Source organism: Nonomuraea sp. NPDC003804, assembly GCF_040610675.1.
Taxonomy (GTDB): Bacteria; Actinomycetota; Actinomycetes; order Streptosporangiales; family Streptosporangiaceae; genus Nonomuraea.
This window is the reverse complement of the sequence record NZ_JBEXMT010000025.1, coordinates 91,684-113,451: the sequence shown is the minus strand read 5'-3', so window position 1 is coordinate 113,451 and position 21,768 is coordinate 91,684. Positions and strand designations below refer to the sequence as shown.

At 71.9% G+C, this 21,768-nt stretch carries 20 protein-coding genes; 7 read left to right on the top strand and 13 right to left on the bottom strand.

Annotated features, from left to right (window positions below; all coding sequences use genetic code 11):
* The 7 genes from ABZX22_RS30720 to ABZX22_RS30690 are packed head-to-tail and all read right to left on the bottom strand — an operon-like array spanning window position 1 to window position 7,682.
* Window positions 1-1,266 carry a cysteine desulfurase gene (locus ABZX22_RS30720; protein ID WP_354915465.1) on the bottom strand — a complete coding sequence of 422 codons (1,266 nt, stop codon included), beginning with the start codon at window positions 1,264-1,266 and terminating at the stop codon, window positions 1-3.
* Window positions 1,263-2,054, bottom strand: a complete 792-nt coding sequence (locus ABZX22_RS30715; RefSeq protein WP_354915462.1) for a crotonobetainyl-CoA--carnitine CoA-transferase — start codon at window positions 2,052-2,054, stop codon at window positions 1,263-1,265. The genes ABZX22_RS30720 and ABZX22_RS30715 overlap by 4 nt, the downstream gene beginning before the upstream one ends.
* Before the next feature lie 16 nt (window positions 2,055-2,070).
* The gene (locus ABZX22_RS30710; RefSeq protein WP_354915460.1) at window positions 2,071-3,588 is read right to left on the bottom strand and encodes a 4-hydroxyphenylacetate 3-hydroxylase N-terminal domain-containing protein; all 1,518 of its coding nucleotides are present in this window, start codon (window positions 3,586-3,588) and stop codon (window positions 2,071-2,073) included.
* Window positions 3,589-3,593: 5 nt separating this feature from the next.
* Window positions 3,594-4,907 (bottom strand): PLP-dependent aminotransferase family protein, encoded by a 1,314-nt coding sequence (locus ABZX22_RS30705; protein ID WP_354915457.1) that lies wholly within the window; start codon window positions 4,905-4,907, stop codon window positions 3,594-3,596.
* Window positions 4,904-6,013, bottom strand: a complete 1,110-nt coding sequence (locus tag ABZX22_RS30700) for an alpha-hydroxy acid oxidase (protein ID WP_354915454.1) — start codon at window positions 6,011-6,013, stop codon at window positions 4,904-4,906. The genes ABZX22_RS30705 and ABZX22_RS30700 overlap by 4 nt, the downstream gene beginning before the upstream one ends.
* Window positions 6,013-7,026 (bottom strand): 4-hydroxyphenylpyruvate dioxygenase, encoded by a 1,014-nt coding sequence (hppD, locus tag ABZX22_RS30695; RefSeq protein ID WP_354915451.1) that lies wholly within the window; start codon window positions 7,024-7,026, stop codon window positions 6,013-6,015. Before hppD ends, ABZX22_RS30700 begins: the two co-directional genes overlap by 1 nt.
* Window positions 7,023-7,682, bottom strand: a complete 660-nt coding sequence (locus tag ABZX22_RS30690; protein ID WP_354915576.1) for an O-methyltransferase — start codon at window positions 7,680-7,682, stop codon at window positions 7,023-7,025. The genes hppD and ABZX22_RS30690 overlap by 4 nt, the downstream gene beginning before the upstream one ends.
* A gap of 122 nt (window positions 7,683-7,804) precedes the next feature.
* Here ABZX22_RS30690 and ABZX22_RS30685 point away from each other — a divergent pair, with 122 nt between their 5' ends.
* Entirely contained in the window at window positions 7,805-9,082 is a 1,278-nt protein-coding gene (locus ABZX22_RS30685; RefSeq protein WP_354915448.1) for an AarF/UbiB family protein, read from the top strand.
* Between the two features lie 86 nt (window positions 9,083-9,168).
* Here ABZX22_RS30685 and ABZX22_RS30680 read toward each other — a convergent pair whose 3' ends face one another.
* The 5 genes from ABZX22_RS30680 to ABZX22_RS30660 form a co-directional block, all read right to left on the bottom strand.
* On the bottom strand, window positions 9,169-9,768 hold the full coding sequence (locus tag ABZX22_RS30680; RefSeq protein WP_354915445.1) for a methyltransferase domain-containing protein: 600 nt from the start codon (window positions 9,766-9,768) through the stop codon (window positions 9,169-9,171).
* Window positions 9,761-11,044, bottom strand: a complete 1,284-nt coding sequence (locus ABZX22_RS30675) for an MFS transporter (protein ID WP_354915442.1) — start codon at window positions 11,042-11,044, stop codon at window positions 9,761-9,763. The genes ABZX22_RS30680 and ABZX22_RS30675 overlap by 8 nt, the downstream gene beginning before the upstream one ends.
* A gap of 66 nt (window positions 11,045-11,110) precedes the next feature.
* Window positions 11,111-11,731, bottom strand: coding sequence for a DUF6073 family protein (locus ABZX22_RS30670; RefSeq protein ID WP_354915439.1), 621 nt, complete (start codon window positions 11,729-11,731; stop codon window positions 11,111-11,113).
* A 123-nt stretch (window positions 11,732-11,854) separates the two neighbouring features.
* Complete coding sequence (locus ABZX22_RS30665) at window positions 11,855-12,622, bottom strand: ABC transporter permease (protein ID WP_354915436.1); 768 nt, start codon at window positions 12,620-12,622, stop codon at window positions 11,855-11,857.
* Window positions 12,619-13,587 (bottom strand): ATP-binding cassette domain-containing protein, encoded by a 969-nt coding sequence (locus ABZX22_RS30660; protein ID WP_354915433.1) that lies wholly within the window; start codon window positions 13,585-13,587, stop codon window positions 12,619-12,621. Before ABZX22_RS30660 ends, ABZX22_RS30665 begins: the two co-directional genes overlap by 4 nt.
* A 212-nt stretch (window positions 13,588-13,799) precedes the next feature.
* On the opposite strand from ABZX22_RS30660, the gene ABZX22_RS30655 reads away from it, so the two are divergent.
* Genes ABZX22_RS30655 through ABZX22_RS30630 form a run of 6 tightly spaced genes read left to right on the top strand, consistent with a single transcriptional unit; the run spans window position 13,800 to window position 19,711 of the window.
* On the top strand, window positions 13,800-14,309 hold the full coding sequence (locus tag ABZX22_RS30655) for a winged helix-turn-helix domain-containing protein (RefSeq protein ID WP_354915431.1): 510 nt from the start codon (window positions 13,800-13,802) through the stop codon (window positions 14,307-14,309).
* A 19-nt stretch (window positions 14,310-14,328) separates the two neighbouring features.
* Entirely contained in the window at window positions 14,329-15,555 is a 1,227-nt protein-coding gene (locus ABZX22_RS30650) for a nitric oxide synthase oxygenase (RefSeq protein WP_354915428.1), read from the top strand.
* 1 nt (window position 15,556) lies between these two features.
* Window positions 15,557-17,020: an FAD-dependent oxidoreductase gene (locus tag ABZX22_RS30645; protein ID WP_354915425.1), complete on the top strand. Its 1,464-nt coding sequence runs from the start codon at window positions 15,557-15,559 to the stop codon at window positions 17,018-17,020.
* The gene (locus ABZX22_RS30640; RefSeq protein ID WP_354915423.1) at window positions 17,017-17,376 is read left to right on the top strand and encodes a hypothetical protein; all 360 of its coding nucleotides are present in this window, start codon (window positions 17,017-17,019) and stop codon (window positions 17,374-17,376) included. The genes ABZX22_RS30645 and ABZX22_RS30640 overlap by 4 nt, the downstream gene beginning before the upstream one ends.
* Window positions 17,373-18,275, top strand: coding sequence for an SDR family oxidoreductase (locus ABZX22_RS30635; protein ID WP_354915420.1), 903 nt, complete (start codon window positions 17,373-17,375; stop codon window positions 18,273-18,275). The genes ABZX22_RS30640 and ABZX22_RS30635 overlap by 4 nt, the downstream gene beginning before the upstream one ends.
* The gene (locus ABZX22_RS30630; protein ID WP_354915418.1) at window positions 18,272-19,711 is read left to right on the top strand and encodes an MFS transporter; all 1,440 of its coding nucleotides are present in this window, start codon (window positions 18,272-18,274) and stop codon (window positions 19,709-19,711) included. The genes ABZX22_RS30635 and ABZX22_RS30630 overlap by 4 nt, the downstream gene beginning before the upstream one ends.
* Window positions 19,712-19,915: 204 nt before the next feature.
* Here ABZX22_RS30630 and ggt read toward each other — a convergent pair whose 3' ends face one another.
* Window positions 19,916-21,766 (bottom strand): gamma-glutamyltransferase, encoded by a 1,851-nt coding sequence (gene ggt, locus ABZX22_RS30625; protein ID WP_354915415.1) that lies wholly within the window; start codon window positions 21,764-21,766, stop codon window positions 19,916-19,918.
* Between the last annotated feature and the right edge of the window lie 2 nt (window positions 21,767-21,768).

Here is a 21,768-nt window from a genome sequence, read left to right as displayed (position 1 = left end):
TCAGAGGAATCGGGTGGTCGGCTGCTCGAGGGTCCAGAAGCCCGGCTCGACGGTCGCCAGGACGTCGCGGAGCCGTTCGATCTCCGCCGGCGTGTTGTACACGCCGAACGAGATGCGAACGGTGCCGACCAGCCCGAGGTCGTCGAGGAAGGTGCTGGCGCAGTGCACCCCGCAGCGCACGGCGATGCCGTGCCGGTCGAGGTGGCCGCCCACGTCGTAGGGGTGCAGGCCCTCGAAGGACAGGGAGACGATCCCGCAGGGGTCGCTGCCCGGATCGCCGACGACGCGCACGCCGTCCAGGCCGGCCACGGCGTCGAGCGTCGCGCGCACCAGCGTGTCGTCGTGCCGCCGCACGGCGTCCCAGCCCAGGTGCTCCAGGTACTCGAAGGCGGCCGCGAGCGCGACCGCCCCCGCGACGTGCGGGGTGCCGGCCTCCAGCCGGTTGGGCACGGGCACGTACTCGACCGGCTCGGCGAAGGTCACCCCCTTCACCGTGCCGCCGCCCACCTGGTACGGCGGCAGCTCGGCGAGCAGCTCGCGCCTGCCGTACAGCACGCCGATGCCCATGGGCCCGTAGACCTTGTGCCCGGAGAAGCAGTAGAAGTCGGCTCCCAGCTCGGCGACGTCCACCGGCCGGTGGGGCACCGCCTGGGCGCCGTCGACCATCACGATGACGCCGTGCCGGTGCGCCTCGGCGACCAGCTCCTGGACCGGGTTGACCGTGCCGAGCACGTTGGAGACGTGCGCGACGGCCGCGAGCCTGGTGCGCGGCCCCAGCGCGGCGGCGAAGGCGGCGGTGTCCACGCGGCCCTGGGCGTTGACGGGCACGACGACGAGCTTGGCACCCGTCTCCTCGCACAGCCGCCGCCAGGGCAGCAGGTTGGAGTTGTGCTCCATGCCGGTGACCACGACCTGGTCGCCCGCCCGCACCAGCTGCCTGCCGAGGGTGTCGACCACGAGGTTGGTGGCGTCGGTCGTGCTCCTGGTGAAGATCACCTCTTCGGGGTGCCGGGCCCCGAGAGCACGCTGGACGACCGCTCTGGCCTGCTCGTAGCGCTCGGTCGACTCCATGCTCAGCCGGTAGTAGCCGCGCCCGACGTTGCTGTTGCTGCGGGTGTAGTAGTCGATCAGCGCGTCGAGGACGGCCTGCGGCTTCTGCGTGGTCGCCGCGTTGTCAAGGTAGACGAGCGGGTCGCCCTGCCGCAGGAAGGGGAAGTCCTCCCTGACCGTCTCGGACAGGACGAAGTGCTCCAGGCTGTGTGTCATCCCAACTCCCGTGTGGAGAACATGCTGTGAAACCGGTCGATGTACTTCCGCTCGAAGGGGAAGACCTTCTGCGCGGCGTACGGCCGGTCCGGAGGCGGGACGTAGCCGGGCTCGCCCGGCCTGGGCAGGAGTCCCGCCGGGTCACGCAGGTGCGGCCCGTAGAAGAACCAGCAGATCTGGCCGACGTGCTCGATGAAGATGACCGGGTGCACGTCGTCGGAGTACATGTGCATGTGGCAGTAGGCCGCCAGGAGCTCGCCCCGCGGTCCGAAGCTGTTGCCCGGCATGACGTGGCCGAAGACGTCGTGCACGACGCGGAAGATGTCGTTGTGGGTGAACTCGATGCCGCGGATCACGATCCCGGAGCCCTCCCTGAGCGGGTGGTAGCCGTGGATCCCGCCGGGACCGTGCCCGTCGCGCGTCAGGAAGACGTGGATCGTGCCCGTCCTGAACACCCCGGCCCGCAGGTCGCGCGAGCCGCGGTACGGCTGGCCGGGGCCGAGCCAGGGCTCGACCTCGATCCCGGCCGCGATGATCGCGTGGAACTGCTCGGCGTTCTCCTCCTTCATGCGGTCGTAGCTGCGCCTGACCGCGGGGGAGTAGGCCATGCGGGGGGCGCGGTCGTAGTAGTCCGCGACCTCCCTGCAGTAGTCGAGGTCCAGGTCGAGGGTGACGGAGGCGAGCCTGGACAGCGGCTGACGCCCTGACGCGAACACCGAGGCACCGTCGACGTACTTCTGTGCCACGGCCACCAGGTCGGCGCCGTCGATCAGCGGCTGGTCGCTCACCTTTCCCCCAGGATGTTCAGGGGCCGGCCAGGCGGGGGGTGATCCAGCCTGTGAGGTCGTATTCGGACAGGCACACGTCGACGAGGTCGAGCATGTCTCCCGCCACCCCCGCGGCCTTGCCCTTGCGCAGCACCTGCACCCGGTTCTCCTCGGCGTTGCCGGCGTAGCTGCGCTCGTACAGCTCCTGCCGCCCGGCGAACTCGCTGCCGACCGCGTCCCAGAGCAGCTTCATGACCTTGACCCGGTTCTCCGCGGTGTGCCCGTGCGAGCCGCGCAGGTACTGGTCCAGGTACGGCCGGACCTCCTCGTTGTGGAAGTCGGCCACGCCGGAGTTGAGGTAGATCAGCCCGCTGCCCGCGGTGTGCAGGACCAGCTCCCTGACCTTGCCGTAGGCGATGGGGGCCAGCACCCGGTAGGCCAGCGCGTACTCCTCGCTGGGCTGCACGTAACCCTCGTTCCACGGACGGCAGCCCTGGATCATCGCGTCCGACAGCGCCCACATCAGGTGCCGCCACACCATGGCCTCGCCGATGTTGGCCTGGACGCCCCTGAAGTCGTCGGTGCCGTTGATCTCCACCGCCCTGATCAGCAGCCCGCAGATGAAGTCGAGCTTGACGGCCAGCCGGGTGACGCCGTGGAGGGCGAACCTGGGCAGGAAGCCGGAGTTGTGGAAGAAGGTGTTGGCCTTCTCCACGTCGCCGTAGACGAGCACGTTCTCCCAGGGGATCAGCGCCTGGTCGAAGACGATCACCGTGTCGTTCTCGTCCATGCGGCTGGCCAGCGGGTAGTCGAACGGGCTGCCCAGGGTGGCCGCGGCCAGCTCGTAAGAGGGGCGGCACAGCAGCTTGACGCCGGGGGTGTCCATGGCGGCGATGAACACCACGCCGAACCGCTTCTCCTTCACCGGCAGGCCGTGGTGGGCGATGAAGTTGTAGTGCGTCAGGGCCGAGCCGGTGGCCACCACCTTCGCGCCGCTCACCACGATGCCCTCGTCGGTCTCCCGCTCGACGTGCACGTACACGTCGGCCACCTCGTCCGGGGGCCGGTGCCGGTCCACCGGCGGATGCACCAGGGCGTGGTTGAGGTGCAGCACCCGCTCCTGGGCGAGGCGGTACCAGCGGCGGGCGTTGCCCGCGTACTCGCCGTAGAAGTCCGCGTTGGCGCCGAGGGTGGCCAGGAAGGAGGCCTTGTAGTCGGGGGAACGGCCCAGCCAGCCGTACACCCGCCGCTGCCAGGCCGCGATCGCGTCGCGGCTGCGCCGCAGCTCGACGGCGTCGGCGGGAGAGCGGAAGAAGCGGTGGGTGAAGCCGCCGTTGCCGGTGTCGGTCTCCGTCGTCAGCACGTCCCTGTCGGGCGAGTCCCACAGCGCGTCGTAGAGACCGGCGATGGTTCTGGCGTTGTTGCGGAAGGCGGGATGTTCCGTGACGTCCTTGACGCGCTCGCCGTGGATCCAGATCTCCCGTCCGTCACGGAGACTTTCCAGATACTCGTCGCCGGTGAACGGCCGCCGGACCGCCGTTCCATCAGCAGCCATGGCAATCATCTCCTCATCTGGGCTGTGTCGCGCACCAGCAGGGCGAGCCGGCGCGCGCCCTCCTCGAGGTCGGCGGCGCTCACCGAGCTGCACGACAGCCGTATCGCGCGGGATCCGCCGCCGTCGGCGAAGAAGTAGCTCATGGGCGTCCACACCACGCCGTAGTCGCGCGCGGAGACGGTGAGCAGGTTCTCGTCCGCCGGGAAGGGCACCCTGACCACCACGAAGAAGCCGGCGCCCGGCGCGTTCCACGACACTCCGAGCCGGTGCCTGACGTCATCGGGCAGCCAGTGGTCCAGGGCGCGCAGCAGGGCGGCCAGGTTCTCGCGATAGAAGCGGATCCGCTCGGCGTTGTGCTCGCGCAGCCGGCATCGCGAACGCACCAGGATGCCGCCGATCACGGCCTGGGCCACCGACGAGGTGTTGACCGTGATCATGCTGCGGATCAGGGCGAGCTGGTCCGCCAGCGTCGAGCGCGAGCCGTCGGCGTGCCGTACCACCTGGTCGGCGACGACGTAGCCGACCCTGGCCCCGGGGAAGCACGTCTTGGCGAAGGAACCGATGTGGATCACCCGGCCCGAGGTGTCCAGCGACTTGAGGCTGGGCAGCGGCGGGTCGGCGAGAAAGCCGTAGGGGCTGTCCTCCAGGATCAGCAGCCCCTCGTCCTCGGCCACGCGCAGCAGGGCGCCGCGACGCTCCGCGCTGAGCGTGTGGCCGCTGGGGTTGGAGAAGTCCGGCACCAGATACAGGGCACGGGGGCGCCGGCCGCTGCCGCGCAGGCGGCGCGCGACGGCCGCGACGGCCGCGGGATCCACGCCGTCCTCGTCCTCGGCCACCGCGGCGCAGCCGATGCCGAGCAGCCTGGCCGCACCGAGGATGCCGATGTAGGCGGGAGAGGTGGTGAGCAGCACGTCGCCGGGCGCGTTGCAGAGCGCCCTGAGCGTGATCAGCATGCCTTCCTGCGCCCCGTTGACCACGACGATCGACTCGGCCGGCACGTGGATGCCCTCGTCGTTGGCGATCAGCTCGGCGATCAGGCCGTGGATGTGCCCGGCGGTCCTGCCGTACTGGAAGAGGCGGCGGGTGACCTCGCCGGGGGACAGGCCCTCGCGCCCGATCAGGTGCTCCTGGTAGGCCAGCAGGTTGTCGCCGAGCTCGGCGGGGTCGAAGAAGCCGTCGTACGGCCGGCCCGCGGCCAGGGAGACGGCCCGCGGGTAGCGGCCGGCGACCTCGTTGAGGAAGGCGGCCGAGCTCAGCACGGGATGCCCCAGCGCGGGACACAGGTCCTCGGCCGGGATCTCGTTGAGCAGCGCGGTCATGGCGCGCTCCACGACAGCAGGCCGGGCCCGAGATCGGCCGTGGTCGCGGCACCGCACAGGAGCATGGCCTCCTCCAGCTCCTCGAGGATCAGCGCGAGCACCTCCCGCACGCCCCGCTCGCCCGCCGCGGCGAGGCCCCACATGGGTGCGCGGCCGAGCAGCACCGCGTCGGCGCCGGCGGCCAGCGCGACCAGCACGTCGACGCCCCTGCGCACGCCGCCGTCCATGAGCACCGGCACCCGGCCGCCGAGCGCGTCCGCCACCTTGCGCAGGGCGGTGAGCGAGGACTGCGCCCCGTCCAGCTGCCGCCCGCCGTGGTTGGAGACCACGACACCCTGGGCGCCGTGCCGTACGGCCAGCGCCGCGTCGCGGTCGGTGAGCACGCCCTTGACGATCACGGGCAGCCTGGTGGTGGAGCGCAGCCACTCCAGGTCGTGCCAGGTGGCGGTGGGATCGAAGGTCCTGGCCGCGTGCGCCCTCACCCCCGACTCGCCTTCGCCGCCGCGCACCTGCACCCCGGCGGAGCCGAGGTTGACCGGGCCGAGCTCCGGCTCGATCACGAAGCGGTTGCGCAGGTCGCGCAGCCGCCTGGCCATCACGGGCATGTCCGAGGTGATGACCAGGGCGCCGTATCCGGCGCTCTCGGCCCGCCGGACGAGCTCGGTCATGAGGCCGCGGTCCCTGGTCCAGAAGAGCTGCAGCCACAGCGGGGCCCCGGCCGCCGCCCTGATGTCCTCCAGCGTCCGGCTGGCCAGCATGGGCACGATCGTGACGGCGCCCAGCGCTCCCGCTCCCCTGACGGTGGCGACCTCTCCCTCCGGGTGCAGCAGCCGGTGGCAGGCGACGGGGGCGATCGCGAAGGGCGCCGGCCACCGGTGCCCGAACACGTCGACGTGGGTGTCCGGTTCGGCCGTGCCGGTCAGGATCCGCGGGCGCAGCCGTACCGCGTCGAAGGCCCGCAGGTTGCCGGCGAGGGTGCGCTCCGCGCCGCTTCCGCCGGACAGGAAGTCCCAGACGGCGGGATCGAGCCGGGCCTGTGCCAGGACGGCGAAGTCCTCCGTCCGCAGGGCGACGGACGGCTCCTGGCCGAGCGCGGAGGTCGTCATCACGGTCTCGCCGCGAGGGAGGCCCGGCGCTCCTGCTCCACGGCCTCGTACAGCGCGCGCACATTGCCGCTGCCGAACGTCCTGGCCTCTCGCCGCTCGATGAGCTCGAAGAAGAAGGCGCCGGAGGGATGGACGGGCTTGGTGAAGATCTGCAGCAGCACACCCCAGTGGTCCCGGTCGACCAGCACGTTCCGCTCGCGCAGGACCTGGATGCGGTCGGTCATGGTGGTCACGCGCTCGGCGAGGGTGTCGTAGTAGCGCAGCGGGGCGGTGAGGAACTCCACGTTGCGGGCCTCGAGCTCGGCCACGGAGCTCACGATGTCGTCGGTCATGAGCGCCACGTGCTGCACTCCCGCGCCGCCGTGCCGGTCCAGGAACGCGTCGATCTGCCCGGGGGCGCGGGCGATGTCCGGCTCGATCAGCGTGAAGGTGATGCCGCCCGACGGGCTCTGCACCACTTTGGAGTCCATGCCCTGGTCACCGATCTCGATCTTCTCCTCGAAGATCGTCTCGAAGCCGAAGACGTCGCGGTAGAACCTGATGGAGGGGGCGAGCATCCCGGCGGGCAGGCACATGGCGACGTGGTCGACCAGGAGCAGCGGGCCGGCGCCTGAGGGCTCGCGTCCGGGCCTTTCGACGAGCGAGTGCACGACGTCTCCCGGCCCGCCGACGACCCCGATGACCGTCTGCCCGAACGTGGTGGGCTCCCGCACGGGCCTGGCCCCGCGCGCGACGGCCGCGTCGAAGGCGGCCTCCGCGTCGGCGACGCGGAGGGCGATGTCGGCGACCCCCTCGCCGTGCCTGGCGACGAAGGCGGCGGCCCTGCCCTGCTGCCGCGGCGCGCTCACGACGAGCTCGATGTGTCCCTGGGTCAGCAGCACCGACGTGCGGTCCTCGACGGGGAAGGGCACGTCGGCGTGCTCGGTGAAGCCGAGGCCGTCCCGCAGGTAGGCGGTCAGCCGGGCGGGCTCGCCGGTGAACAGTTCGAGGTGGTCGATGCCGTGCGGGGTCACGTCTGCGTTCCTCCCGGGGCACGGCGGATGAGGGTGAGCCCGTCCCGCACGCTGAGCAGCACCGAGATCAGGTCCGTACGCGCGGCCACCAGGTCGTTGAAGCGGCGGATGCCCTCGGTGCTGTCCAGCGTGTCGGACGGGTCGAGGACGGCCCCGCTCCACAGGGTGTTGTCGACGGCGAGCACGCCCCTGTCGGTGAGCTTGGGCACCAGCTCGTCCAGGTACTCGGGGAAGTGGGCCTGGTCGGCGTCGAGCAGGATGAGGTCGAAGGGGCCGGGCAGCGTGCGGATCGTCTCCATGGCCGGCCCGACGACGACCGTGATGCGGTCGTCGTGGCCCGCCGTCGCGATGTGCTTGCGCGCTATGTCGGCGTGCTCCTGGCTGAGTTCGCACGTGACAATGTGCCCGTCGAGCGGCAACTCGCCGGCCATGGACAACGCGGAATAGCCGGTGAATGTACCGATTTCCAGGACGGCCCTGGGGCGCAACGTCCACACCAGGAATTGCAGGAAACGCGCTTCCACCGGTCCCACCATCATGTGCGGCCGCTCACACCTTGCCTGGGTCTCCGCCGCGAGCGCCAGCAGGCTCGGGGGGTCCGGAGTGGTGTGCGCAAGGGCGTATTCCTCGATGCCGGGCAAAGTGATTGGTTGCATATCAGTAGATATAGGGTGCGCTTCTCTGAAATAGGTGGAATCTTTCGGGATCCAGCAATCGATCGCCATTGCCTTTTCGTATATACGGCACGCTGAGGACATCACCGACCGAGGGGCCCGCAATGGCATTTCGAACCTGGAGCCGTGCCCTCGCCATCGCCGCAGTCACCGTGCGCCGGAGCTGCGCCGCCCTGCCGGCGATCGCCCTGAGCGGCAGGGGAACACGTCGTGCGGTGCTCAGGAAGCAGCTGCGCACGCTGGTGACCGAGCTGGGGCCCAGCTTCGTCAAGGGCGCCCAGCTGCTCAGCACCCGGCAGGATCTGCTGCCGCGGGAGATCTGCGAGGCGCTCGGCCGGCTCCACGACCAGGTGGCCCCGATGAGCGAGCAGGATGCCCGCGAGGCGGTGCGGTCGGCCTACGCGGGCCGCCCGTGGCCCTTCGCCGACTTCGACTGGGAACCGATCGCGAGCGGCAGCATCGCGTGCGTCTATCGGGCCGTGCTGACCGACGGGCGGCAGGTCGCCGTCAAGGTGCGCCGCGTGGGGATCGCGCCGCGCATGCGCGCCGACTTCGCCCTGGCCGAATCGGGCGCCCGTCTCATGCGACGCCTGCCCGGCATGCGGGGGCTGCCCGCCGGCGAGATCGTCGGGCAGTGCCGCGACGCCGTGCTGGCCCAGCTCGACTTCGCGGCCGAGGCCGACGCGCTCGACGCGCTGCGCCGTAACCTCGGGGACCTGGCCTACCTGCGCGTCCCCGAACCCGTGCGCGAAGCGGGGGCCGAGGGGGTGCTGGTCATGGAGTACCTGCCCGGCCTGCGGCGGATCCGGCCGGCCGAGCTGCCCGCCGAGGTGGCCGAGCTGGTGGTCAGGCGGGTGCTCCGGTGCGCGTACCGCATGCTCTTCATCAACGGCCTGGTCCACTGCGACCTGCATCCGGGCAACCTGTACATCGCGCCGGACGGCGGCATCGTCATCCTCGACGCGGGCTTCGTGGTCCGGCTGGAGCCGAAGGTGCGCCGCCTGTTCGCCGAGTTCTTCCTCAACATGGCGCGCGGCAACGGCCCCTACTGCGCCGGCATCGTCATCCGCAGCGCCAGGAGTATCGGCGAGCACGCCGATCTGGACGCCTTCCGCGAAGGCATCGGGGCGCTGGTCGCCGGGGCGGCCAGCCGTCCGGCGCGCGACTTCCGCCTGGCGCCCTTCGCCGCCAAGCTCTTCGACCTGCAGCGGCGCAGCGGCCTGTACGCCGCCCCCGAGTTCGTCTTCCCGCTGCTGTCGTTGCTGGTGCTGGAAGGGATGATCAACGACTTCCACGCGGACGTGGACTTCCAGAACGAGGCCAAGCCGGTGCTGTTCAAGGCGCTGCTGACCGGCGTGCCGATCGAGCGCAAGGCGAGCTGACCGGCGTGCGGGTCCGCAGGACCTGCTGACCGGCGTGCCCGTCCAGGAACGTGCTGACCGGCTCCCGCGGCGAGGGCGGGAGCCGGTCAGCTCGCCGGCTCGGCGACCGCCAGCACCAGCCCGCCCCGCACCCGCCCGATGCTCCGCACCTGGAAACCCGCCTGCGTCAGCAGGTGCCGCGTCTCGTCCGGAGTGCGGTGCGCCGGCAGCTCGCCGCCGACCAGGCGCAGGAGCGGTCGGGCCCAGCGCGGCGGCGGCCGGTGCTCGGCCAGCACGAGCCGGCCTGGACGGCGCAGCACACGGGCGATCTCCCGCAACCCGGCGGGCTGGTCCTGCCAGTGGCCGAACGCCGTGGTGCTGAGCACCAGGTCGAAGCTCCGGTCCGGAAACGGCAGCCGCTCGGCGCCGCACACGTGGAGGCGGGCCCGCGGCAGCTTCTCGCCCGCCACGCGAACCATCTCGCCGGCCGGGTCCACGCCGTACAGGCGGGCCCGCGGCCACCGGCCGGCGGCCAGGCTCAGCAGCCGCCCGGTGCCGCAGCCCACGTCCAGCACCGTGTCAGGGGACAGGTCGGCCGCCGCCGCGAGCACCTCGGGGTCGGCGCGGCGGCAGCCGTACTGGCCGGGGCTGCTGTCGTAGCGGCGGGCCATGCGGTTGAACTGGTCCACTGAGCCGGTGTCACGCATCGGGCGCTCCGACGGGCTGGGGCCTGCGGAGCAGGCGCGACAGGAGGGAGGGCAGGCAGGCCAGCAGCGCCACGCCCATCATGGCGAAGGCGGAGATGAGGATGGTGGGCTGCGGCCCGAGCCGCTGCACCATGACGCCGCCGAGGGCCGAGCCGATCGGCTCGGCCACCAGGATCATGCTCGACCAGGCGGTTCCCGCGGCCACCATCGCGGCGGCGGGAATGGACTGCTGGAGCAGGGTGGTCGACAGGGCGGGGTAGGGCGCGAAGACGAAGCCGCTGATGGCGAAGCCGATGAGGGCGGGCAGGAACATGGCCGTCAGCCCGAGCGGCAGCACCGCGGCGCCGCAGCCGAAGGCGATGGCGATGGTGGCCGGCCAGAGCGGGATCCTGCGCAGGGCGCCGCCCAGGATCGCCCCCACGAGGCCGCCCACGCCGTACAGCGTCCAGAACAGCCCGAGCGTGCTCGCCGAGCCGCCCAGGATGTCGGCCACGTAGACCGGCAGGGCGACGTCGACGGGGGTGGCGATGACGGCCACCACGAAGGTCATCACGATCAGCGTGGCCACCCGCACGTTGCCGAACAGGGCGCGCAGCCCGGGGAGCATGCTGCCCAGCCCCTCGGCCTCCTCCGCCGGGGGCCGGCCGAGGCGCGGGAAGCCCACGAGCGAGACGGCCAGCACCAGGAAGCACAGCCCGTTGGTGGCCAGCACCGCGTCGGGGCCGATCGCCGTGGCCAGCAGGCCGGCGACGGCCGGGCCCAGGATCAGGCTGAGCTGGCCGCCGGAGTACAGCAGGGAGTTGGCCGCGCGCCGGTCCTCCTCCTCGTCCACGAGCTCGGCCACGACCGCTGTCCTGGCGCCCATGCCCCAGGTGTGGAAGAGGGAGGAGAGCGCGAGGATGCCGATGTAGCCGAATGCCGACAGGGCGTCGAACCGGTGCAGCACCATGACCGACGACAGCAGGGCGGCACGCAGCAGCGCGTCGGTGATCAGCAGCGTGCGGCTGTCGAGGCGGGCGCACCACCGGCCGAGCAGGAGCCCGGACAGCGCTCCCGGCAGCACGTAGGCGGCCAGGGCCAGCCCGACGACCTGGCCGCGCTGATCGGCGGGCGCCAGTTCGAGCGCCAGCCAGGTCAGGGCCACCCCGCCCATGCCGTCGCCGAATCTGGAGATCAGCAGGCCCGGCAGCAGCCGCATGAACCGGCGGTTGCGCAGGACCGGGCGGTAGCCGGGCGGGACGAGCCTCCAGCGGCGGTCTGTCGTACCGGTGTTCACACATTCTCCTCGCGCACGCTTTGAGGCGGGGCCGCTACGCGCCCCCGCCTCGAATCGGGTCGGACCTCACACCTCGGCGATGGAGCCGAGCCTGCCGGTCCGGGCGAACTCGGCGGCCTGCTCCTTGACCGCCAGGAAGTCCTCCTTGCGGGCGGCGTAGTCGCCGGTGACGTACTGCCCGACGATCTTCCTGGTGGCCAGCATGTACATCACGGGCTCGGAGTCGGGGTTGTCCTTGTCGTACATGCCGACGCGGTCGCCGGGGGCCATCTCGCCGATGGCGCCGATCGGGGGCAGGGCGCCGAAGACGCCCTCGATCACCACGGGCTCCTTGTTGATCAGCGTCTTGCCCTGGTCCAGCAGCTCGAGCTGGAAGTAGACGTTGAAGTAGCCCTTGAACCGGCTGTCGAACTTGTTGACCGCGAAGGTGGTCTCCTCGCCCATGGTGGGGATCTGCGGGTTGAGGCTGAAGACGAAGTTGCCGAGGTGCTCGCTGCGGCCGGGCAGGTACATCTGGATGATCTGCGTGACGATCGCGTTCGGGTTCTGTCGCTCGGGGTTGCTGCGGGTCACGCAGAACCAGCCGTCAGCCTCGATGGTCTCCTCGCCGCCGGCCAGCTCGATGACGGCGTCGGTCCAGAGCCGGAGGTAGTCGGTGCCGGCGGGGGGGAAGTAGTTCACGGTCATGCTCTGCTCCTGTGGTTGGCCGTGATGCTTTCGCTTTAGATTTATCTAGCGAGCGAGGGGTGTCAAGGGGCAGCATTCCTCGGCATTCGCCACATCTATGTAGTTATTTCGCTATATAAAAAGTTATCTGCCAATGCGACGCTGATAGAGCGCGGCCGTCACCGGCGCGAGGACCGCGACGATCGCCAGCGACCACGCCACCGCCGCCCACAGGTCGCCCCCCACCGGCCGGTCCAGCAGCAGCGCACGGGTCGCGTCGATGGCCGCGGTGACGGGCTGGTGGTCGGCGAAGGCGCGCAGGGGCCCTGGCAGGGTCTCGATGGGCACGAAGGCGCTGCTCAGCATCGTCAGAGGGAACAGCAGGCCCAGCCCGATGGTCTCGGTGGCCTCCACGCTCCTCAGGATCAGGGCGAGCGTCAGCGTCACCCAGGCCATGGCCACGCCGTACAACCACAGCAGGATCAGCGCGAGCAGCGCCTGCGACGGGCTCGCGGCGGGCCGGAAGCCCACCGCCACCCCCACCAGGGCCATCACCAGCACCACGACCGAGCTCCGGAGCAGCCCGGCCAGCGCGTGCGAGGCCACCACCGACACCCTGGAGATCGGCAGCGACCGGAACCTGTCCATCAGCCCCAGCCGCAGATCCTGGGCCAGGCCCGCGCCGATGGTGATCGAGCCCAGCGTGACGGTCTGCACCAGGATGCCCGGCACCATGAAGTCGGGATAGGCCAGGTCCGTGCTGAGGCCGACGGCGCCGCCGAAGACGTAACGGAACAGCAGCACCAGCACCACGGGCTCGACGATCGAGAACACCAGCAGCTCGGGACGCCGCCGCAGGTGGATGAGGTTGCGGCGGACCAGCGAGGTCACCTCGACCGCGACCGCGGTCACCGCCGGTGCCCGTTCGCCGCGGGCTCGGCGCCGGTGAAGGCGAAGAACACGTCGTCGAGGGTGAGCCTGCGCAGCCGTACGTCCGTCACGTCCACTCCCGCCTCGTCCAGCCCGCGCACCGCTCGGGACAGCACGCCCGGCCGGTCGTCGGTGAGCACGCTCACGGTCAGCGCCGCCGCGTCCACCTCGGGACGGCCGCCGAGCAGCGTCTCGAGCTCGGCCGCCGCCAGCGGGAGGGCGGCCGGATGGGCCAGGGTGACCTCGATGCGCTCACCGCCGATCCTCGCCTTCAGCTCGTCCGGCGTGCCCTCGGCGACCGCGCGGCCCTGGTCCACCACGTAGATGCGGTCCGCGAGCTGGTCGCCTTCCTCCAGGTACTGCGTGGTCAGCAGGATCGTGGAACCCGCCCGCGCTCGCGCGCGGATCAGCTCCCACAGCGTCCTGCGGCTGCGCGGATCCAGCCCCGTCGTCGGCTCGTCGACGAAGAGCACGGGCGGGGCCGCGACCAGCGCGGCCGCCAGATCCACCCGCCGGCGCAGGCCGCCGGAGTAGGTTCGCACCGGCCGCTCGGCGACCGGTCCGAGATCGAAGGCCTCGACGAGCTCGGCGACCCTGCTGCGCGCGAGACGGCGGGCCAGTCCGTTCAGCCGGGCGAACAGCCAGAGGTTCTCCATCGCGGTGAGGTGCTCGTCGACCGCGGCGTCCTGGCCGGTCAGGCCGATCAGCGCGCGGACCCGGCCGGCGGCCTGGACCACGTCGTGGCCGCACACCATCGCTGTGCCGCCGTCCGGCCTGGTCAAGGTCGACAGGACGCGGATCACGGTGGTCTTGCCGGCGCCGTTGGGGCCCATCAGGCAGACCACCGTCCCGCGGGCCGCGTGCATGGTCAGTCCCCGCAGCGCGGCGGTGCGCCCGTAGGACTTGACGAGGCCCTCGACCGCTATCGCGGAGGCTTCCGGTCGCATGCTCCGGATTAAAACCCTTATCGGCTATTCCGGTAAAGAATCTGTTAGCAGATGAAAGGTACACCTCGTGTCGCTCGGCCTTCCATCATCTCCGCCCTCAGGTGTACGGCTGGGCATACCCATTCGGGTAGGTTCAAGAATATGTAGTGCCTTTGTTAGAGTCCGAGTTGCCGATGGGTACGCAGAAACCGACCGACAAAGGGTGGGATCACATGCGGTCCACGCACAAGGACATCGACGTCGTACTTGTTCGGTGGCCCGCCGAGGAGAGTCGCCGCGAGTACTTCCGAGCCCTGGGTGTGCCGCGGCTGCTGATCGTCGAAGGCGGCTCCAAACCGCCGTTCTGCGGTGACGTCAAGGAGGACTGGGTCCGTCCGCCGATCAGCCGCGACGATCTCGAGGCGCGGGTCGCCACCCTGCGCGCCCGCGTACGGGTCGACCGGGTGCCGGAGATCGACCCCATCGGGGTGATCAGATACGCCTCCCGGTCCGCGGCGATCTCCCCGACGGAGGCCGATCTCCTCCAGTGCCTGGTCAACTGCTTCGGGGACGTGGTGCGCCGCGAAGAACTCGAGCAGTGCCTGCCTGAGCGTTCGGGCAGGTCCCTGCGCAACGCGCTCGACCTGCACATCATGCGGATCCGCCGGCGTATCCAGCCGCTCGGCCTGGTGATCCGCACCGTCTGGGGACTGGGCTACCAGCTTGAGCTCCACGAAGTCTGACCGGAGGGCCGAGGTGACCGTGAGCGGGAAGAGCGCCGCGCCTGCGCCGCGCACGGCCACGCTGTGGCCCGTCAGGGAGCGGCGCGACCTCGCCGTCCGGCGCCTGCTGGCCGAGGCGGAGCACTTCGTCAGCCTCTACCATCACGAGCAGTTGGGCGGCCACGGCCTGACCAGGCGGCTGGCGCAGGTGCGCGCGCAGATCGAGGACTCCGGCACCTACTGGCACACCCAGGCCGAGCTCACCTTCGGCGCCCGGGTGGCCTGGCGCAACTCCGCGCGGTGCATAGGGCGGCTCTACTGGCGCAGTCTCAAGGTGCTCGACCGGCGCCTGGTCGGCGACGCCGAAGGAGTCGCGGCCGGATGCCTGGAACACCTGCACGCCGCGAGCAACGGCGGCCGGATCCGCCCGGTCATCACGGTGTTCGCGCCCGACCAGCCCGGCCGTCCAGGACCTCGCATCCGCAACGACCAGCTCATCAGGTACGCCGGATACCGCACGCCCTCGGGAGTCGTCGGCGACCCGCGCAACGTCGGGCTGACCGCGGCCGCGGCGTCGCTGGGCTGGCAGCCGCCCGAACCGCGGGGCCGCTTCGACCTGCTGCCCCTGATCGTGCACTCCTCCGGCCGCGACCCGCTCCTGGTGGAGCTGCCGTCCGAGGCCGTGCTCGAGGTGCCCGTCACGCATCCCGACGAGCCCGCCCTCGCCGGCCTGGGCCTGCGCTGGCACGCCGTACCCGCGATCAGCAACATGGTGCTGCGCGTCGGCGGGGTCGACTACCCCGCCGCCCCGTTCAACGGCTGGTACATGGGCACCGAGATCGGCGCGCGCAACCTCGCCGACCGCGACAGGTACGACGTGCTGCCCGCCGTGGCCGCGATCTTCGGCCTGGACACCTCGGCCGAGCACCACCTGTGGCGAGACCGCGCGCTCGTCGAGGTCAACCGCGCGGTGCTGCACTCCTTCCACCAGGCGGGGGTGACCATCACCGACCACCACACCGAATCCGAGCGCTTCATCAACCACCTGAACCGAGAGGAGCGGGCCGGCCGCAGGTGCCCGGCGGACTGGAGCTGGATCGTCCCGCCGATGTCGGGCTCGCAGACCCCGGTGTTCCACCGCTACTACGACACCAGCCACCTGCTGCCGAACTTCCTCCCCTCGGAGATCCGCACCGGCGCCGGCCACGTGGTCTCCGACGGATCGGCCCTGGTCTTCTCACCATCCTTCGACCCTTGGGAGCCATGAGATGAGCGCACGAAAAGCCGACGTCATCGTCGTCGGCAACGGTGTGATCGGCATGTCCATCGCCTACGAACTGGCCAGGCGAGCCCCCGGCACCAGCGTCCTGGTGGTCGGCCCGGCGCAGCGGGCGGGCGCCGCGTCCGTCGCCGCGGGCGCCATGCTCAACTGCTTCGGCGAGGTGACCAAGTACACCCTGCTCTCGCCCGCCGGGCAGGCCAAGTTCCAGCTCTGCAAGGACGCCCTGGACGCCTGGCCCGACTGGCGGGCCGGGCTGGCGGAGGCGTCGGGGAACGGCGGTCTCGGCGACGGCGCGCCCACCGGCACCACGGTGCTGCTGAACGCGAAGTCCGGGCACCTCGACGATGAGAACTTCGCCGCCCTGCTGAGCGCCGCGGCCAAGTTCGACGAGCCGCACGAGGAGATCGATCCCCAGGACGTCGTGGGTCTGCAGCCCGTGGCGGAGGCCAGGCCGCTGCGTGCCGTCCACCTGCCCAGAGAGGGCGCCATCGACGCCCGCGAGGTGCTCCCCGCGCTCGAGCAGGCGCTGTCGGAGCTGCGCGTCGGCACGATCGACGACCAGGTCGCCGGGGTCGAGACGAGCGGTGGCCGGGTCAGCGGGGTCAGGCTGGCCGGCGGCGAGGTGCTGGCCTGCGACAGCGTCGTGCTGGCCGCGGGCGCCTTCAGCCGCGCCCTCCTCGACGTGCTGCCGCCCGGCAGCGTGCCGCCCGTGCTGTGCGGCAAGGGCATCGCCGTCGAGACGGTACGGCAGGCGCACCCCGGCTTCCAGCACGTGGTCCGCACACCCAACCGATCGGGCTCCTGCGGCCTGCACCTGGTCCCGCAGGGCGACGGCGTGGAGTACATCGGCGCCACCAACCTGGTCTACAGCGCGCCCGCCTACGTCCAGGACGTCGGCATGAGCGAGTTCCTCGTCCAGGTCGCCCGCGAGCAGCTGGACCAGCGGCTGTTCTTCTCCGACGTGCGCCGCTGGCTGGTCGGCAACCGGCCGGTGGCGGTCGACGGCTACCCCCTGATCGGCCGGACCTCCGTGGCGGGGCTCACGGTGGTCGCGGGCACCTACCGGGACGGCTTCCACTGCTCTCCCGAGATCGCCCGGCTCGTGGTCGACGACCTGCTGGGCGGCGCGAGCCTGGCCGAGGCGCTGCCGCACTTCACGCCCGAGCGGCGGCCGATCGAGTCGCTGACCGTCGATGAGGCGGTGAAGGAGTTCGCCTTCCACGGCGTGTCGGCGGCCATCGAGGCGGGGCTGCGGCTGCCGTCCCACACCGACACCTCCCTGTTCGAAGGCCACTACCAGGCGGCGGCCCGGAGCTTCTACGACGGCCTGGAGCACCCGATCGGCCTGGCGCCGGAGATCATCCTGGCGATCATGAGCGACCCCGACGCCAAGAGCCTGGTCACCGACTACCTGGCCGCCTCCTACCGGCACTACGGAGGCGTGTCGTGATCCCCGGACGCGTCGACTGGTTCGAGCTGCGCACCCCCGACCTCGAAGCGGCCACCGCCTTCTTCGGCGCGCTGCTCGGCTGGAACTTCAAGCCGTTCGAGCCGTTCGGCGTGACGGTGTGGAACGGCGCCGACGAGATCGGCATGATCACTACGACGGACTCGGCGCCCGGCGGCCCGCCCGGCACCCTCGTCTACGCCTTCGTGGAGGACCTGCGGTCCTCCGTCGAGCTGGCCATCCGGCTCGGCGCGCGGGTGGACGTCCCGCCCACCTTCGTCGACGCGGAGTCGGGCGCCTTCGCCTGTCTCACCGCGCCCACCGGGACGGCCTTCGGGCTGTGGGCGGGGGCGCTGTGACGCACGCGGACCTCGTCGCCGTCGTCGCCGGCGCCACCCGAGGGGCCGGCCGCGGCATCGCGGTCAGCCTCGGCGCGCTGGGCGCCACCGTGTACGCGGCGGGCCGGTCCACGCGCGACCGGCCCTCCGCCATGAAACGGCCCGAGACCATCGAGGAGACCGCCGAGCTCGTCGAGAAGGCCGGCGGGCGCGGCATCCCCGTGCGCTGCGACTTCACCGAGCCCGCCGAGGTCGACGCGCTGCGCGAGCGGCTGGAGTCGGAGGGGGCGGGCAGGCTCGACGTCCTGGTCAACGACGTGTGGGGTGGCGACCCGCTCGTGGAGTGGGGCAAGCCCTTCTGGGAGCACGACCTGGCCAACGCCCTGACCGCCTGGCGCAACGGCATCCAGAGTCACCTGGTCTCCCTGCACCGCCTGGTTCCGCTGATGGTACGGCGGGGCCGCGGGCTCGTGGTGGAGATCACCGACGGCGACGGCGACGACTACTACGGCTCCCTCTTCTACGACGTTGTCAAGGCCGGCGTACGGCGGCTGGGCCGCGTGCTCGGCGAGGATCTCGGCAAGCACGGCCTGACCGCCGTCGCGCTCACCCCCGGCTTCCTCCGCTCGGAGGCGATGCTGGAGGGCTTCGGCGTCACCGAGGAGAACTGGCGCGACGCCGTCGCCAAGGACCGCCACTTCGCGCTGGCCGAGTCGCCGCACTACGTGGGCAGGGCGGTGGCCGCCCTCGCCGCGGACCCGGACGTGGCCAGGTGGAACGGCCGCGTGCTGTCGTCATGGCAGCTGGCCGGCGAATACGGCTTCACCGACCTCGACGGTTCCCGGCCCGACTGGGGCCGCTACCGCACGGTCGCGTTCGGGCCAACGCAAGGACAGACCAATCCGGAGGACTACAGATGACCTCAGAGCAATCGACGAGCCGCGGTCCGGGCATCCTGCTCGCGGTGCTGTGCCTGGCACAGTTCATGCTGATTCTCGACGTGGCCGTGGTGGCCGTGGCACTGCCCACGATCCAGCCCGACCTCGGGATCAGCCCGGCCGACATCCAGTGGGTCGGGACCGCCTACGCGCTGGCGTTCGGCGGCTTCCTGGTCACGACGGGCCGGATGGCCGACCTGTTCGGCGCCCGCAGGCTGATGGTGATCGGCCTGGTCGTCTTCGCGGTCGCCTCCCTGGGCTGCGGGCTGGCCGAGACCGGCTGGATGCTGTTCGCCTCACGCGGCCTGCAGGGCCTGGGTGCCGCCCTCGTCTCGCCCGCCGCGCTCTCGATCGTCACCACCAGCTTCGGCGAAGGCGAGGGCCGGGCCAGGGCCATGGGCGTCTGGGGAGCCGTCTCGGCCGGCGGCGCGGTGGCGGGCCAGCTGCTCGGCGGCGTGCTGATCGGCCTGGCCGGCTGGGAGTGGATCTTCTTCGTCAACGTCCCGATCGCCGCCCTGGTCCTGCTGGCGGTCCTGCTCGGCGTCTCCGCCACTCCCGGCCGGGCCGCGGGGCGGACCGACGTCGTCGGTGCCGCGCTGCTCACCGGCGCCTTCGTGCTCCTGGTCACCGGCGCCTCCCAGGCCGCCGAGCAGGGGCTCTCGGCCCAGGTGGCGCTGCTCGGCCTGGCGGCGGTGGTGCTGCTCGGGGCGTTCTGGTTGACCGAACGGCGAGTCCAGGACCCGATCGTCCCCCTGGGGCTCTTCCGCAACCGGCACGTCACCCTCGGCAACGTGATCTGTTTCGCCTCGTCGGCCACCGTCATGGCCACCGTCTTCCTGGCCGCGATGGTGATGCAGCAGGTGCTCGGCGCGAGCGCGCTGCAGGCGGGGCTCAGCTTCGCCCCGGTGTCGGCCGTCATCACCGTCGTGGCGCTCAAGTCGGGGGCGGCCGTCGGGCGTTTCGGCGTCCGGAACGTGCTGCTGGCCTCCGCGCTCCTGATCGCCGCGGGCTCGCTGCTGCTGGCCACCGTCCCGGCTGAGGGGAGCTTCCTGCTGCACGTCGTGCCCGGACTGCTCGTCTCCGGCATCGGCGGCGGGCTGGGCTTCGCCCCCGGCATGTTCGTGGCCACCACCGGCGTCGCCGACCACCAGCAGGGGCTCGCCTCCGGGCTGCTCTCGACCTCCCAGCAGCTGGGCGGCGTGTTCGGGCTGGCCGCGCTCAACCTCGTCGCCGTCCAGGCCGCCTCCGCCGCGGCCGGGTCAGCCGACGCCGCGGTGGCCGGATACCGGGCCGGCTTCCTGGCCGCGCTGGTGTTCCCCGCCGTCGTCGCGGTCTGCTCGCTCGCGCTGCCCCGCCAGCAGGCTCCCGCCGCGATGCCGACCGGCGACTCCCCGGCCGCGCCTGACCCGGTCGGCTGACCCCGGTCGGCCGGTCGGCTGACCCCGGTCGGCCGACGCCGGTTGGCCGATCCGGTTGGCCGACGCCGGTCGGCCTTTCGGGTTGGCCGACCCCCGTCGCCTGACGCCTCCCGCGTCGGCTGGTAGCAGCGACGCCCGGCCGGGCATTGCCCGGCCGGGCGTCGCGGTGTCCGGTAGCGGTCCCCCGGACACCCGGGTCGTGCGTCAGCGGGGGCGGACGACGAGGGCGCTGCCGCCGCCGAGGCGGGTGGGTTCGGCCACGGCCAGCACGCGGTCCCCGTCGAGGAACTCCAGGGCGGTGGCGGCGCCGAGCGGCCACGGGGCCCAGGGGGGCGGCTCGAAGGCGTGGCCACGAGCCGTCAACGCGGCGCCGTACTGCTCGACGAAGCCGGGTTCGGCGAGGGTGACGGGCAGGTTGAGCTGGCCGGCCCGGGGAGCGGCCACCGCCTCGGGCAGGGGCATCCCGAAGTCGACCCGGTTGAGCAGGATCTGGATCACGGTGGTGATGATGGGCGTGCCGCCCGGTGACCCCAGCGCGAACAGCGGCCGGCCGTCACGGAGCACGATCGTCGGCGCGATGGAGGATCGCGGCCGCTTGCCCGGCCCGGCCAGGTTCGGCCCGCCGGCCGAAGGGTCGACGGTGAACCCGGACAGCTGGCTGTTGAGCAGGAACCCGCGCCCGGGGACGACCAGGCCGCTGCCGCCGATCTCACCGAGGGAGACGGTGTAGGAGGCCACGTTGCCCCAGCGGTCGGAGACCACCAGGTGCGTGGTGTGCCCGCCTTCGGCGGACGAACCGGCGGACGAAGCGGCGGACGGCGAGGCGGACGAGGGCGCGCCCGGGGCCTGGCACGGCTGGTAGGAGCCGTCGGGCGAGCCGGGGGCGGCGGGGTGCGGCATGGCGGCAGGCCCGATGAGGCAGGCGCGTTCGCGGGCGTAGCCGGGGGACAGCAGCTCCGACACCGGCACCTCGGCGAAGTCGGGGTCGCCGACGTAGCGCTCGCGGTCGGCGAAGGCCAGCCGCGAGGCCTCCAGGTAGCGGTGCAACGCCTCGACCCGGTCGGCGGGCGCGTCCATGGCCGACAGGATGGCGAGAACCTCGCCCACGGTGGTGCCGCCGGAGGAGGACGGCGGCATGCCGTACACCTCGAGGCCACGGAAGCGGGATCGGGTGGGGGCGGGTGACAGCGTGCGGTAGGCGGCCAGGTCGCGGGCGGCCATCAGACCGGGGCGGATCCGGCGGCTCGCCGAGGGGGCGACGGGCGGCTGCTTGACGGTCCTGACGATCTCCCGCGCGACGGGGCCGCCGTAGAACCAGGCGGATCCGTGCCGCGCCAGTTCCTCGTAGGTGCGGGCCAGGCCGGGGTTGCGGAAGACCGAGCCCACCGGCGGCGGCCGGCCGCCGGGCAGGAAGAGGTCCTTGGCGGAGCTGACGTCGGCGAAACGGTCCTGGTTCAGCGCGGTCTGGGCGTTGAACTCGGCGTCGACGAGGAAGCCGGAGCGTGCCACGCGGATGGCCGGGCGCAGCGCCTGCCGCAGCGGGATGGTGCCGAACGTGCGCAGGATCGTCTCCCACTGGTGCACCACGCCGGGGACGCCCACGGTCAGGCCGCTGGTGACGATCTCGTCCTCGGGGATGGGCGTGCCGTCGTCCAGGAAGGAGTCGGCCCGCATGGCGGCGGGGGCGCTCTCCCTGGCGTCCAGGCTGTGGACGCGGCCGGTGCGGGCCTCGTAGTACATCAGGTAGCCGCCGCCTCCGATGGAGGTCATGTGCGGTTCGGTGACGCCGAGCGTGGCCGCGGCGGCGACCGCGGCGTCGGCGGCGTTGCCGCCCCGCCGCAGGATCTCGAGGGCGGTACGGCTGGCGTCGGGGTCGACGGTGGCCACGGCGCCGCCGGTGCCCTCGGCGACGGGCCGTCTGCCGTCGGCGGTCACCGGTTCGGCCGTGCCCTCGGTGGCGGGCCGCTCGTCGTCCGAGACGGCGGCCGCTCCGGGCACGGGGATCATGCAGGTGCCGACGATGAGGCAGAGCGCGGGGTGCAGGATCTTTCGCATGG

Bases quoted from the DNA above. Each gene is read 5' to 3' on its own strand.
- ABZX22_RS30720 (WP_354915465.1), bottom strand. From the start codon at position 1,266: ATGACACACAGCCTGGAGCACTTCGTCCTGTCCGAGACGGTCAGGGAG.
- ABZX22_RS30710 (WP_354915460.1), bottom strand. From the start codon at position 3,588: ATGGCTGCTGATGGAACGGCGGTCCGGCGGCCGTTCACCGGCGACGAG.
- ABZX22_RS30705 (WP_354915457.1), bottom strand. From the start codon at position 4,907: ATGACCGCGCTGCTCAACGAGATCCCGGCCGAGGACCTGTGTCCCGCG.
- ABZX22_RS30700 (WP_354915454.1), bottom strand. From the start codon at position 6,013: ATGACGACCTCCGCGCTCGGCCAGGAGCCGTCCGTCGCCCTGCGGACG.
- ABZX22_RS30690 (WP_354915576.1), bottom strand. From the start codon at position 7,682: ATGCAACCAATCACTTTGCCCGGCATCGAGGAATACGCCCTTGCGCAC.
- ABZX22_RS30685 (WP_354915448.1), top strand. From the start codon at position 7,805: ATGGCATTTCGAACCTGGAGCCGTGCCCTCGCCATCGCCGCAGTCACC.
- ABZX22_RS30680 (WP_354915445.1), bottom strand. From the start codon at position 9,768: ATGCGTGACACCGGCTCAGTGGACCAGTTCAACCGCATGGCCCGCCGC.
- ABZX22_RS30670 (WP_354915439.1), bottom strand. From the start codon at position 11,731: ATGACCGTGAACTACTTCCCCCCCGCCGGCACCGACTACCTCCGGCTC.
- ABZX22_RS30660 (WP_354915433.1), bottom strand. From the start codon at position 13,587: ATGCGACCGGAAGCCTCCGCGATAGCGGTCGAGGGCCTCGTCAAGTCC.
- ABZX22_RS30655 (WP_354915431.1), top strand. From the start codon at position 13,800: ATGCGGTCCACGCACAAGGACATCGACGTCGTACTTGTTCGGTGGCCC.
- ABZX22_RS30645 (WP_354915425.1), top strand. From the start codon at position 15,557: ATGAGCGCACGAAAAGCCGACGTCATCGTCGTCGGCAACGGTGTGATC.
- ABZX22_RS30630 (WP_354915418.1), top strand. From the start codon at position 18,272: ATGACCTCAGAGCAATCGACGAGCCGCGGTCCGGGCATCCTGCTCGCG.
- ggt (WP_354915415.1), bottom strand. From the start codon at position 21,766: ATGCGAAAGATCCTGCACCCCGCGCTCTGCCTCATCGTCGGCACCTGC.